16 protein-coding genes are annotated in these 11,882 nt (G+C 68.8%); 7 read left to right on the forward strand and 9 right to left on the reverse strand.

Features of this window, described 5'->3' with window-relative positions; all coding sequences use genetic code 11:
- Positions 1-43: 43 nt before the first annotated feature.
- Positions 44-721, forward strand: a complete 678-nt coding sequence (locus ABD714_RS07790) for a GntR family transcriptional regulator (RefSeq protein ID WP_344811736.1) — start codon at positions 44-46, stop codon at positions 719-721.
- A 52-nt stretch (positions 722-773) separates the two neighbouring features.
- Here ABD714_RS07790 and ABD714_RS07795 read toward each other — a convergent pair whose 3' ends face one another.
- Positions 774-1,598 (reverse strand): aldo/keto reductase, encoded by an 825-nt coding sequence (locus ABD714_RS07795; RefSeq protein WP_344811737.1) that lies wholly within the window; start codon positions 1,596-1,598, stop codon positions 774-776.
- A 185-nt stretch (positions 1,599-1,783) separates the two neighbouring features.
- Between ABD714_RS07795 and ABD714_RS07800 the strand changes: the two genes are divergently transcribed.
- Positions 1,784-2,698 carry an aminoglycoside phosphotransferase family protein gene (locus tag ABD714_RS07800; RefSeq protein WP_344811738.1) on the forward strand — a complete coding sequence of 305 codons (915 nt, stop codon included), beginning with the start codon at positions 1,784-1,786 and terminating at the stop codon, positions 2,696-2,698.
- Between the two features lie 163 nt (positions 2,699-2,861).
- On the opposite strand, the gene ABD714_RS07805 is transcribed toward ABD714_RS07800, so the two are convergent.
- The 8 genes from ABD714_RS07805 to ABD714_RS07840 form a co-directional block, all read right to left on the reverse strand.
- Positions 2,862-3,515, reverse strand: coding sequence for a hypothetical protein (locus ABD714_RS07805; protein WP_344811739.1), 654 nt, complete (start codon positions 3,513-3,515; stop codon positions 2,862-2,864).
- A gap of 50 nt (positions 3,516-3,565) precedes the next feature.
- Positions 3,566-4,066, reverse strand: coding sequence for a hypothetical protein (locus ABD714_RS07810; RefSeq protein ID WP_344811740.1), 501 nt, complete (start codon positions 4,064-4,066; stop codon positions 3,566-3,568).
- Positions 4,063-4,722 carry a DUF6544 family protein gene (locus ABD714_RS07815; RefSeq protein ID WP_344811741.1) on the reverse strand — a complete coding sequence of 220 codons (660 nt, stop codon included), beginning with the start codon at positions 4,720-4,722 and terminating at the stop codon, positions 4,063-4,065. The genes ABD714_RS07810 and ABD714_RS07815 overlap by 4 nt, the downstream gene beginning before the upstream one ends.
- Positions 4,662-5,267 (reverse strand): hypothetical protein, encoded by a 606-nt coding sequence (locus tag ABD714_RS07820; protein WP_344811742.1) that lies wholly within the window; start codon positions 5,265-5,267, stop codon positions 4,662-4,664. Before ABD714_RS07820 ends, ABD714_RS07815 begins: the two co-directional genes overlap by 61 nt.
- A gap of 25 nt (positions 5,268-5,292) precedes the next feature.
- Positions 5,293-5,958, reverse strand: coding sequence for a DUF4389 domain-containing protein (locus ABD714_RS07825; RefSeq protein WP_344811764.1), 666 nt, complete (start codon positions 5,956-5,958; stop codon positions 5,293-5,295).
- The gene (locus ABD714_RS07830) at positions 5,959-6,339 is read right to left on the reverse strand and encodes a hypothetical protein (protein WP_344811743.1); all 381 of its coding nucleotides are present in this window, start codon (positions 6,337-6,339) and stop codon (positions 5,959-5,961) included.
- A 3-nt stretch (positions 6,340-6,342) separates the two neighbouring features.
- Positions 6,343-6,741, reverse strand: a complete 399-nt coding sequence (locus ABD714_RS07835; protein WP_344811744.1) for a hypothetical protein — start codon at positions 6,739-6,741, stop codon at positions 6,343-6,345.
- A 263-nt stretch (positions 6,742-7,004) separates the two neighbouring features.
- A complete protein-coding gene (locus tag ABD714_RS07840) occupies positions 7,005-7,298 on the reverse strand; it encodes a helix-turn-helix transcriptional regulator (RefSeq protein ID WP_344811745.1) in 294 nt (97 codons plus the stop codon).
- A 74-nt stretch (positions 7,299-7,372) separates the two neighbouring features.
- On the opposite strand from ABD714_RS07840, the gene ABD714_RS07845 reads away from it, so the two are divergent.
- The 5 genes from ABD714_RS07845 (at position 7,373) to ABD714_RS07865 (ending at position 11,843) form a co-directional block, all read left to right on the forward strand.
- Positions 7,373-8,230: a slipin family protein gene (locus tag ABD714_RS07845; protein ID WP_344811746.1), complete on the forward strand. Its 858-nt coding sequence runs from the start codon at positions 7,373-7,375 to the stop codon at positions 8,228-8,230.
- A 127-nt stretch (positions 8,231-8,357) separates the two neighbouring features.
- Positions 8,358-9,266: a CPBP family intramembrane glutamic endopeptidase gene (locus tag ABD714_RS07850; protein ID WP_344811747.1), complete on the forward strand. Its 909-nt coding sequence runs from the start codon at positions 8,358-8,360 to the stop codon at positions 9,264-9,266.
- Positions 9,267-9,384: 118 nt separating this feature from the next.
- Positions 9,385-10,836, forward strand: a complete 1,452-nt coding sequence (locus ABD714_RS07855) for an alpha/beta fold hydrolase (protein WP_344811748.1) — start codon at positions 9,385-9,387, stop codon at positions 10,834-10,836.
- A gap of 126 nt (positions 10,837-10,962) precedes the next feature.
- Positions 10,963-11,268, forward strand: a complete 306-nt coding sequence (locus ABD714_RS07860; protein ID WP_344811749.1) for a transposase — start codon at positions 10,963-10,965, stop codon at positions 11,266-11,268.
- Positions 11,268-11,843 (forward strand): IS3 family transposase, encoded by a 576-nt coding sequence (locus ABD714_RS07865; RefSeq protein ID WP_344811750.1) that lies wholly within the window; start codon positions 11,268-11,270, stop codon positions 11,841-11,843. The genes ABD714_RS07860 and ABD714_RS07865 overlap by 1 nt, the downstream gene beginning before the upstream one ends.
- The last annotated feature ends 39 nt before the right edge of the window (positions 11,844-11,882 follow it).

Consider the following 11,882-nt stretch of genomic DNA (forward strand, 5'->3'; position numbering starts at 1 on the left):
CACCGGGCGGCCAGCACCGGTGCCTCCAGGGGGTGCCGCGACCATGATCATCGATCACCTACCGACCACCGGTGACGAGCGGGGCGGCGCGATGTCGCTGGCCGGCCAGGCGTACGAGCAGATCAAGGACCGGCTCATCATGCTCCGGATCCGGCCCGGCGACCCGATCAACGACGTCGGTCTCGCCGCCGAGCTGGGTGTCGGCCGCACCCCGGTCCGGGAGGCCCTCAAGCGGCTGGAGACCGACCACCTCGTCGTGTCGTACGCGCGCCGGGGCACGTTCGCCACGGTCGTCGACGTCACCGAGCTCGGCGCGATCTCCGACCTCCGCCAGCTGCTGGAGCCGCACGCCGCCCGTCGTGCCGCCGAGAACGCGACGACCCGGCAGCGGGCGGAGCTGCGGGCGACCGCCGCCGACGTGCGGCACCTCGAGGTGGTGGACGACGACCACACCACCGTGATCACCGAGGACCTGGCGATCCACAAGCTGGTCTACCGGGCGACCGGTAACCCCCACCTCGAGGACGTCCTGGTCCGCTACGACAACCTGGCCACCCGGATCTGGTGCCTGGTGATCGACAAGCTGCCCGACCTGGCCGAGCACGTGCGCGAGCACGCGGAGCTGCTCGAGGCCATCGCCGACGGTCAGGCCGACACCGCGGCCTCGCTGGCCCTGGCGCACGTGACCGGTTTCGAGCGGGCCATCCGCCGGGTCCTCTGAGCGGCGGACGGCCCGTCGACCTCGCCCAGGGAGTGACCCAGGGGCGCGACGATCAGTTGAAGTCGTTCGGGTGGGACCCCAGCCGGTTGTCGGTGTTCACCCCCGAGATGGCCTTGACCTGGTCGTCGGACAGCTCGAAGTCGAACACCTCGAAGTTCTCCTTGATCCGCTTCGGCGTGACCGACTTGGGGAAGACCACCCGACCGAGCTGCAGGTGCCAGCGCAGGATCACCTGCGCGGGCGTACGACCGGTGGCCTCGGCGACCGACCGGACCGTCTCGTCCTCCAGGTCCGCCGACAGGCCCAGGGGGCTGTAGGCCTCGGTGATGACGCCGAGCTCGTCGTTCACCGCGATGATGTCTTCCTGGGTGAGCGTGGGGTGGACCTCGATCTGGTTCACCGCCGGCACGACCGACCCTTCCGCGATCACGCGCCGCAGGTGCTCCTCGGTGAAGTTCGAGACGCCGATCGAGCGTGACAGACCGGCTGACTGCACCTTCTCCAGCCCGTGCCAGGCGGCGACGTAGTTCTCGCGGGCCGGCGTCGGCCAGTGGATGAGGTAGAGGTCGACGTAGTCCAACCGCAGCTTGGCGAGGCTGTCCGTGGCGGCCCGGACGGCGGCGTCGACGCCATGGCTGTCGTTCCACAGCTTGGTGGTGACGAACAGCTCGTCACGGGGGATGCCGGAGTCCGCGATGGCCTGACCGACACCCTCCTCGTTGCCGTAGATCGCTGCCGTGTCGATGTGCCGGTAGCCGATCTCGAGGGCCGTGGCGACCGAGGCGACGATGTCCTCGGTGGACACCTGCCAGACCCCGAAGCCGAGCTGGGGGATGCGGTGGCCGTCGTTGAGGGTCAGAGTGGGTACATCGGACATGGCTGTCTCCTGCGTCGGTGAGTGAGGGAAGGCCGCGCTGGCTGACGGCGGCCGGGGGTCAGGTTACCCAGTCGTGCCGGAGTCAATCCGGTCCGATCCGGTGACCCGATGCGGACGACGGACGGGCAGGGACGGGCGGGAGACGACAGGGCGTCCGGCGTCCCGCGGGTGAGTAGGGTCGCGGGGTGGTCGACGTCCCCGCTGCACTGCGCGCCCGGGCCGAGGGTCGCCCCTCCTGGGACGACTGGCTGGCGCGGGCGCCCCGACTGAGTGACGACCTGATCCACGAGTGGCGGCTGCGTGTGGACGGGCCGACGCTGTCGGGCAACTGCGCGATGGTCGTGCCGGTGAGAACCGACGACGGACGCGAGGCGGTGCTCAAGCTGACCTGGCCGCACTGGGAGGCCGAGACCGAGCACCTCGCCCTGCGCGCGTGGCAGGGCGACGGGGCGGTGGAGCTGTGGCGGGCCGACCCCCGCCGCTTCGCGCTGCTGCTGGAGCGGGCGAGCGTCGACCGGGACCTCCACGCTCTCGGTGTCCTCGACGCCTGCGAGGTCGTGGCGGGGCTCTACCGGCGGCTGCACGTGGACCCCCTCCCCCAGACCAGACGGCTCAGCGACCTGTGCCGCGAGTGGCTCGGACGGCTCCCGGTACTGCTGGACGCGAACCTCATCTCCCGGCGCTTCGTCAGCCAGGCCGAGCGCCTGCTGCGCGACTTCGCCGGTGACCCGGAGACCGACCTGGCCCTCATCCACAGCGACCTGCACTATTTCAACGTGCTCGCCGCCGAGCGCGAGCCGTGGCTGGCCATCGACCCGAAGCCGCTGGCCGGCGACCCGGGCTACGAGGTCGGACCTCTGCTGGGCAACCGGTGGGACGAGATCATGGCCGCTGCCTCGCCCCGGCAGGCGCTGCTGGACCGGCTGTTCACCGTGGTGGACGTCGCCGGCCTGGACGAGGACCGCGTCCGGGACTGGGTCGTCGTCCGCGAGGTCTGCAACGTGTTGTGGACGTACGAGGAGCACCTGCGCGAAGGGGCGGCGATCCAGCACGACTGGGTGACAGCGGCGACCACGATCATCAAGGCCGTCCAGCGCTGACCGGCTGGCACACTGCGGCGTCCCATCGCAGCCGGGAAACGAGCATCCGCCGTCGGTGGCGATCAACGCCCGTGTCTGAGCCGGCGATTCCCTCCGACACGTCCCGAGCCGATCCGCGACCGCCTCGACCGCATCACGACGGCGCTGCCCGTGAGTCCGGACATCAGACGAGAACTGCCCGCGACTCGTCTCGGAGAGCACCGGTTGGTGCGGCGCCGGCTCGGTGGAACACGATCACCAGCAGGAGCGCAGCGACCGGGAAGACACCCGCGTAGCCCGCGATGCCGATGTTACGGACATGAGCGCCGTCCAGGACGATGCCGGCGAGCCCGGTCCGCGCAAGCACACCGCTGACGATCAACACGAGCCTGACGCACCGAGCCAGACGGTCTCCGCTGAACACGACGGCGGCGGACAGCACAGCGATGGCGAAGAACACGTCCCAGGCCAGGATGTCGAGGGCGTAGGTGACAGACAGCCACCGAAACGACAGCGCAGGCTGCAGCCACGGCTGGCCGAGGAGCTCGGCGCGGTGGCTGACGGTGAGGATGACGAAGTGCACGCTGCTGGTCACGACGGTGGTCAGAGCCATGAAGACCACGCCCACCGCGGCGAAGACCTTCCTGCTCGGCGCCGCCCATGCATGTATGGCGATCATCATGGCGACCATGGCCGGCATGCTGATGATGATCAAGATCTCCATCATCGCGAACCACGGCTCGCCGATCGGGGCGTCTGGTGACGGGAGGGACATCAAGCCCGCCGTGAGGGGGACGGCGTACGCAAGGCTCAGGAGCACGGTGACGGACGCGGACACGATCCCGAGTCGGCGTGCGCTGCTACCGAGGAGCTGTGGCATCGCGACCCTCACTGCACCGACGGGTCGAGTCCACCGGCGCGTCGTGTCGCGGCGCCCCCGCTGTTGCGGGTGCGAGGCATCCAGGGGAGCTGCCGGGGCAGCCACGGCGCCACGCCCAGCAGGGCGAGCACCAGGACGAGCTGCAGCAGCCCGCCGATGACGTAGATGGACTGGATCCAGGTGAACGCGTGGATCAGGTAGATCTCGCTGATGATCCAGATCACCATCCCGAACCCCGCGACCGTCGACCACAGCAGGGCGGACTCGTGTCGAGCGATCAGCAACCAGGCCGCCCACGCCTGGGTGCCGCCGACGACGAGCAGCAAGATCACACCGGGGATGGCGAAGGTGGTGAACGGGGTGGCAGCCAGCAGGGACTTCGGCATCGACAACCCGTCGGCGACGACCATGCCGAGCCCACCGCCGATCGCCGACAGCGCGTAGAACACGGTGACGGAGACCAGCAGCCAGTAGAGCGTGGCGCGCAGCCGCGATACCGGCAGCGTCATGGGCGGAGGCCGGTGGTGGCTGCGGAGCCGTCGCCGAGCATGACTGAGGACGGCACCACCCGCTCGGGTCGGACGAGTTCGACCGCCCCTGGAGTGGTGACGTCGTAGGCGATCTCGTCGAGGTGGAACTCCAGGTAGGTGAAGTCCCCTTCGGGACCGCGCCATCGCCCATCGCCGTCGGTGACGACCTGCGTACCGTCGACGGTGCCGCGACCACGGATCGGGGTGGACCACTGTTCGGGTCGTGACGGTCTGCCGTCGGTGCCGGCACGGAAACGGTCGTCGGAGACGAAGTCGACCAGCTGGTGGTCCTGGTCGAAGACCAGCTCGGCTCGTACGGTGAGTGGGCCGTTGGTGAAGGTTCCCTCGGTCCGGTGAGCGTCGATGCTCCGCCAGGCGATCGGGGCACCGACCAGGGCGCTCGGGGCAAGCAGACAGAGGTCGTTGAACACCGTGACGGTCTCGGCCCGGTCCAGCTCGGGGCCGCCTGCGTTGACCATCGGTACCAGCGAGCACAGGTCGACCCGCATGGTGGCCGTGGCCTCCTGGTAGACGTGCAGGACATCGACCGGAAGCCCGCCCCGGGTCGCGTCCATCAGGAACCGTCGGCTCGGCCGGGGCCCGAAGGTGTTGACCTGCTCTCCGGTGAACGGCATCCAGGCCGCGTCGCCCGATGCGCGGATCCGCCCGTGGAAGCGGGCCGGAAGTTGGAGGCGCGGGGTTTCCCGACCACGCCACAACCACGGAGGTAGTCCGCCAGGGCCGGGGGCAGTGACGTCAGGTCCCGGTCGGTGACCACGACGGTCTCGCCTCTTGCGCCGGCGAGCGCAGCCGTCGCGCCACGCCGGTACTCCGCGGCATGGCTGGTGGGTCCCTGGGAGCGGTAGCCGTAGACGACGGCGGCCAACAGGACGACGTTGGCCAGGCTGCCGACCTGGGCGTCGCGCCAGGACGAGAGGATCATCGCCTGCGAGGCCAGGGTCGCGACAGCGCCCACGACCCAGAACCAACGGCTGGCGCGGGCGAGGAGCACACCGGCGACCACCACCAGGGTTCCGGACCCGAGCCACGCCGCGCCCATGACAGGGCTCACGGGCACTGTCAGCGCGCTCACCTCGGCCCAGCCGAAACCCTTGGCCGCACCGAGGAGATGGAGCAGTCCGTGCAGGACGACCACCAGGACGACCACCCACCTGACCACGGTCCTCATCAGATCTGCCCGGTCGTCACGATGTCGACACCGGGACAGGCTCGGGCGTGGGCACGGTCGGGTGCTCGGGCCCGGTCTCGCCGGGATCGAGCGGGCCCTGGTCGAGGCGCAGCGGTGGGTACTCGTCCCGCATCAAGGCGATGTAGGTGAGCACGCGGTAGGCCCAGCGGTTGATGCCGATGATGAGGTCGAACAGCGCGGGCGGGTACCGCCGGGTGACCAGGAGGACCACACCGGCGATGAGCACCAGCACGCCGAGGAGGGAGATCCCTGCCGTGCCGGCCGACCCGTCGCCGGCCGCCACGGTGCTCGAGGTGCTCCTTGCCGCCCACCACGAGGCACTGGTGGCGGTCACCAGTCCGATGACGACGAGGTGCGGAAGAGCGAGCAGCCAGGACTTGATCAGGACCAGGCCACGGTTGAGCTGCTCGGGGTAGTCGACGTCGAAGTCCGCCGGGTAGTCGGTCTTGGCGAGGGTGAACGGCGGGTAGCGGTCGGTGCCGAGGGCGCCGTAGGCGTAGAAGCCGACGCGCCAGGACCACCGCAGGACCCCGACGTTGAAGTGGAACAGGCCGTGCGGGTACCGGCCGGTGAACAGGATCGCGACTCCGGCGACGACCGTGGTGATCACGAAGGCGACCCACAGCAGAGCGAGCACCAGGTAGTGCGGGAAGGCCAGCAGTCACTTCACCAGCCACAGCCAACGGGACAGCGTCGGATCGCGATCGCCTCGCAGGCGCGCTGGGTACGGAGCGGCGGCGCTCTCCGCGCCACCGGCGGCCAGGGAGCTCACACGCAGGATCGGTGCACCGGTGGACTGGATCGCGGTGGAACGGCCGATGCCGGAGGCACCGATGACGATCAGGGGGATGCTGAGGCCGAGGAGCACGAGACCGGCGATCAGGGTGCCGAGACTCAGCGGTCCGAGCAGGTTGGAGCGGGCACCGGCCTGGACGTCGACCGAGATCGGTCTGGTGCCGTCGGCGTTCATGATTACCATCGCCCAGTCGCCGGTGGTCAGGTCGAGCTCGATCTGCTGGGTGCCCGGGCCCTGGGCCGACACGACCTAGAAGTCCTGGAGTCCGGGCGTGGTCGGGGGTTGAGCACCCGGGCTGGTCTGGTAGGTGACCCGGAACGGGTTGAACCCGATCTGGGTGATCTCGGAGTGCTCGACCCCGGCCAGGTAGGCAGCGACCTCGGCGCGGGGTCCGACACCGACGAAGACGTCCTGTCCCGGCCCCGGTGACGTCGCCCGGAGCATCAGACTCGCTACCGGCCCGCTGCGTCCCAGGTCGAGGTCGTCGTCGTCCAGCACCACCTCGAGCTGCTCGGAGGTGATCGCGTAGGAGTCGACGGCGTACCGCTGGGTCGGGAAGGTGAGGTACCCCTGGTCGCGCTGCTGGAACACCGCCGCCCCGAGGCCGGCCGCGGCACCGGTGAGCGCCAGACCGACGAGGGCCAGCACCGCACCCAGGATCAGCAACGCGAGGTGACCTCCCGTCCTGCCCTGAGGTGCGGGAACTTCGGGAGGCGGAGATGAGTCGAGGATCGTTGTCATGGTCGGGAGCTCCCTGCGTAGTCCTACGATGTGCGGGCCTCTGGGGTCGCTCGACGGCGAGGACGGCAGGGGTATGACGACCGGCCTCACGGTGGCCGGGATAGTTCGGGTCAGGCCGGCCGAGGGCGGCCTCGGAGTGATTTCCTCCCGCGGGGGTAGCGGGTTGTGGACTAGGTGGTGTCGGCGTTGCCGGTCCAGGCGAGGAGCTCCAGCACCTCGCCGATCTTCCGGCCGGTCGGCGGCGGGTCGGGAATCGGCAGGTCGACCCGCACCTGGTACTGGTTGCGGCGGCCGTCCTTGGTCTTGATCACATACCCCGACTCGACGAGATCGGTGATGATGCCGTGAGCCCGCCGGTCGGTGATTCCCAGCTGGGCGGCGACATCGCGGAGCCGCGCCCCGGGGTCGTTGGCGATGCACACCAACGCCCGCCCGTGGTTGCTGAGGAATCGCCAGCTGGTCACCAACAGAACAGTAGCAGACCGTTACTAGAAACGCATTGCTAGTTTGTTATTTCAGACGTAGTGTGAGAATCACCATGAACACCGTCCTCACGATCCTGATCATCGCCGCCGTCATGCTCGTGATCGCCGTGCTGTCGGTGAAGATCATCAAGCAGTACGAGCAGGGTGTGCTGTTCCGGTTCGGACGTGTGGTGGGGCTGCGCGAGCCGGGGATCCGGCTGATCATCCCGGTCGTCGACGTCCTGCACCGGGTGTCGATGCGGATCGTGACCATGCCGATCCAGTCCCAGGGCATCATCACCCGCGACAACGTGAGCGTCGACGTGTCCGCCGTCGCCTACTTCAAGGTCGTCGACTCGACGAAGTCGGTGGTCGCGATCGAGGACGTGAACGCCGCCATCAACCAGATCGCCCAGACCACGCTTCGTAAGGTGGTGGGTCAGCACACCCTGGACCAGACCCTGTCGGAAACCGATCAGATCAACCTCGACATCCGTGCCATCCTCGACGTCACGACCGTCGAATGGGGCGTCGAGGTGACGTTGGTCGAGCTGAAGGACATCCAGCTCCCTGACAGCATGAAGCGAGCCATGGCGCGCCAGGCCGAGGCCGAGCGCGAGAAGCCCGCCAAGATCATCAACGCCGAAGGCGAGTCGCTCGCCGCGACGGCCCTCGGAGAGGCCTCCGACATCATGGTGGCTCATCCCCTCGCACTTCAGCTCCGCAACCTGCAGACCCTGGTCGAGCTGGGCGTGGACAAGAACACCACTGTGGTGGTCCCGGCCCCGCTGATGTCCACGATCGCCGAGCTCGGCGCGTTCCTGGCTCGCGAATCGGCGGCCGCCGCCGTGCCAGCGCCGGCCACCGCGCCGATCCGGGTGACGCCTGCCCCGAACGGGCACATCGACAGCATCCCGGCGTCGACGTCTTGATGATCTACGCGACGACCGCCGCCGCCTAGACCCGTTGCCCCGCCCAGACTCCCCCGGCACGGGTGATGTTCTGGCTGACGGCCGGCCGTTGGCTGGTCGATCGGTTACCGCCCTCTGAGAGGTCTTCATGACCGTCACCGCCCCGCACACCACGAGCTCGAAACCGATCAGGTTGCGCACCCTGCGCGTGTTCTTCCTCGCCACGTTCATGGTTTCCTGGGGGATCGGCACGCTCCTCGCTGTGTTCCCCGACCGGGCCGAGGCCCTGTTCGGGCCGATGGGGTACACGAACCCGGCCTTCATCTTGATCGTGTACACGCCCGGGATCGTCGCGCTCGTGCTCGTCGTCCGGCACTACGGGATCCGCGGCCTGGGACGGTTCCTGCGGCGACTGACGCTGTGGCGGATGCCCGCCGGCTGGTGGCTGCTGCTGGCCATCGGGCTGCCTGCCGTTTTCTACCTCGGCGCCGCCGTCAAAGGCACGCTCACCGACCCGTTCCCGTTCGCCCCCTGGTATGCGGTGCTCCCGGCGATGTTGCCGGCGCTGCTGATCGGGCCGATCGAGGAGCTCGGCTGGCGAGGCATCGCCCTCCCCTTGCTGCAGCGCCGCCTCGCGCCCCTGGGGGCGTCCCTGATCCTGGGTGGGGTCGTGGCGGTGTGGCACACCCCCGCGTTCTTCCTCAGCGGCACCAAACAGAGCGGCTGGTCGTACTGGCCGTTCTTCGTCGGCGTCGTCGCGATCAGCGTGATCCTGACCGCCATGGTCAACGCCTCCCGCGGCAGCTTGCTGGTCGCGGTCTTGTTCCATGCCCAGGTGAACGGGCCGGCCTGGCCTGACGCGCAGCCGTGGGACATGTGCCTGTTCGTCCTCGTCGCTGTCGTGGTCGTCCTGGTGAACCGCAAGGCCATGCTGTCCAGGTCCGCTGGCGCCACCGCCATTCTCATCGACGACGACACCAACGCGGCCCGCCGGCCGAGCGGGGACGGGTCCGTGACCGACCCCACCGGTGACACCGAGGTCGAGCGGACGGCGTAGGGGCATGAGCACCCTCGACACACAACGCCCAGCCTCCGCTCATCAGCCGACGCCTGCCCGAACGACCGGCACCGTCGGACGACATGACCGGTCCCGGTGGATCCGTCTCGCCGGGCCGGTGATCATCGCGGCCGGCTGGGGTGTGCTGGCCGGCTGGTGGACCCCCCGCGGACCCATCACCACCGTCGAGGCGCTGTCAGCGACCGGGGTCAGCCTGACCGTCGGGATCGTCGGCGGCTGGTTGATGCGGAGCCGGTGGGCGATGCTGGCGACCCCGGTCATCTTCGCCGCCGTCTTCGAAGCCACCCGCGTCACCTCCACGGGACCCCTGGTGGACGGCCTCCGGCTCGGCGACGGCGGCACGTTCGGCATCCTCGCGTTCCTGCTCGGCCGCGGCCTGCACGCCGTGCTGGCTCTGCTACCGATGATCCTCGGCGCCGCCGTAGGGGCCGGCCTGACGCGACGCGGCAACAACCTTCAGAACGAGCACGGTGCGGCCAGAGCTTGGCGGGGCACACGCCGCGCCCTCGCCGTCATCGCCGCCGCCGCCCTGCTGGTGCTGACCGTCGCGATCGCGAGACCGGCCAGCACCGACCCCATCCGAACCGCGACCGGCGCCGCCGCGCCGGGCAGTGTGGCCGAGCTGATCCGGGTCCCGATCGGCGGACACGACCAGGCGATGATGATCCGTGGCACCAGCACGACCAACCCGGTGCTGCTGTTCCTCGCCGGCGGACCCGGAGGCACCGAGCTGGGAGCCATGCGCCGCCACGGCCAGGCGCTCGAACAGGACTTCGTCGTGGTCACCTGGGACCAGCGCGGCACCGGCAGGTCGTACGACGGCCTGGACCCGGCCTCGACGCTGACCCTGCAACAGGCGGTCGACGACACCATCGAGGTCACCGACTACCTCCGTGAGCGGTTCGACCAGAACGAGATCTACCTGCTCGGCCAGTCCTACGGCACCATCCTCGGCGTCCTCGCCGCCCATCAGCGTCCCGAGCTGTACCGGGCCTACATCGGCGTGGGACAGATGGTCGACCCCCGCGCCACCGACAACGTCTTCTACCGAGACTCACTCGCCTGGGCCCGCCGCACCGGCCAAACCACGCTCGCCGCCCGGCTGACCGGCAGCGGCCCGCCCCCCTATACCGACATGCTCGACTACGAGTCCGCCCTCACCAACGAGGGTCAGGTCTACCCCTACGACCACAGCCGCAACGCCGAGGGCGCCGGCGGCTTCTCGGAGAACCTGTTCGTGCAGGAATACACCCTGCTGGAGCAGCTGCACGCCTTCGCCGGGTTCTTCGACGTCTTCACCGTCCTGTACCCGCAGCTGCAAGACATCGACTTCCGCGACGACGTCACCCAGCTCGCGGTGCCCGTCTACCTCGTCGAAGGTCGCCACGAAGCCCCCGGCCGGCTGGGGCCAGCCACCCAGTGGTTCAACCTCCTCGACGCCCCCGACAAGCAACTGATCACGTTCGACACCTCCGGGCACCGACCCCTGTTCGAACAGCCCGACCGCTTCCACCACCTGATGAGCGACACCGTTCTCGCCCAGACCTAGCCCGACCTGGGCAGTCCCGAAGAAATGACAACTGTCCCGTACTGGGTTCAGTGGAGGCTCTGGTCTGTCCTGGGTTCCACGGCGTCCGGATTTCTGGATTCTGGTGTCTGACACCAGGAGGATCAGATGGCACGTCATGGTTACCCAGCAGAGTTTCGACGCAAGGTCCTCGACTTGCTTGCTGACGGGAGGAGCGTCGCTATCGTCGCGCACGACCTCGACGTCAGCGACCAGACGATCTACAACTGGCGCCGGCAGGACCGGATCGATCGAGGTCTGCAACCGGGCCGGAGCACCGCGGAGAACGCCGAGTTGGCGGCCGCCAAGAAGCGGATCGGCGAGCTCGAGACCGAGCTAGCCATCAGTCGCCACGCTATGGAGCTGCTGAAGGAGCAGACCAGCCCAAAAGGCGGTACGCGGCCATCGAAGTGATGGCCGCAAAGGCACTTCCTGTCCAGGTCGCCTGCCGGGTCCTGGGCGTCTCGGAGTCTGGCTACTACGAGCACCGCAACAGGGCACCATCCCAGCGCTCGATCCGGCACGCGCTGTTGACTGACCTGATCCGCCAGATCCATGTCGAGTCCCACCAGATCTACGGCGGCAGACGGATCCACGCCGAGCTCACTCTCGGGCGTGGCGTCGTGGTCGGCCACAACCAGGTCGAGCTGCTGATGCGCCGCGCGGGCCTGCAGGGTCTCACCGGGCGGCGTAAGTGGAAGCGGATCCGTGCCGACGACATCGCCTCCGACCGCGTCGAGCGTAGGTTCGCGCGAAAGGGGCCAGATCAGCTGTGGGTCACCGATATCACCGAGCATCCGACCAGGGAGGGCAAGGTGTACTGCTGCGCCGTCCTCGACACCTACTCTCGCCGGATCGTGGGCTGGTCGATCGACTCCTCACCGACCGGTGCGCTGGTCACCAACGCACTCGGTATGGCTATCGACAGCCGACTCGACAAACGCACCAACACCGGCACCATCATCCGGGTCTGCTGCACGAGTAGGTGACAGGTTCGGTCAGGCGGCTTGGGCCTGGTTGATGGTCAT

It is taken from the genome of Microlunatus aurantiacus (assembly GCF_039536605.1).
In the GTDB taxonomy this organism is placed as follows: Bacteria; Actinomycetota; Actinomycetes; order Propionibacteriales; family Propionibacteriaceae; genus Microlunatus; species Microlunatus aurantiacus.

What these genes read in the sequence shown, in the direction of transcription:
- ABD714_RS07865 (WP_344811750.1), top strand. Translation starts at nt 11,268, where the DNA reads ATGGCCGCAAAGGCACTTCCTGTCCAGGTCGCCTGCCGGGTCCTGGGC.
- ABD714_RS07850 (WP_344811747.1), top strand. Translation starts at nt 8,358, where the DNA reads ATGACCGTCACCGCCCCGCACACCACGAGCTCGAAACCGATCAGGTTG.
- ABD714_RS07795 (WP_344811737.1), bottom strand. Translation starts at nt 1,598, where the DNA reads ATGTCCGATGTACCCACTCTGACCCTCAACGACGGCCACCGCATCCCC.
- ABD714_RS07845 (WP_344811746.1), top strand. Translation starts at nt 7,373, where the DNA reads ATGAACACCGTCCTCACGATCCTGATCATCGCCGCCGTCATGCTCGTG.
- ABD714_RS07815 (WP_344811741.1), bottom strand. Translation starts at nt 4,722, where the DNA reads ATGCCGTTCACCGGAGAGCAGGTCAACACCTTCGGGCCCCGGCCGAGC.
- ABD714_RS07810 (WP_344811740.1), bottom strand. Translation starts at nt 4,066, where the DNA reads ATGACGCTGCCGGTATCGCGGCTGCGCGCCACGCTCTACTGGCTGCTG.
- ABD714_RS07790 (WP_344811736.1), top strand. Translation starts at nt 44, where the DNA reads ATGATCATCGATCACCTACCGACCACCGGTGACGAGCGGGGCGGCGCG.
- ABD714_RS07860 (WP_344811749.1), top strand. Translation starts at nt 10,963, where the DNA reads ATGGCACGTCATGGTTACCCAGCAGAGTTTCGACGCAAGGTCCTCGAC.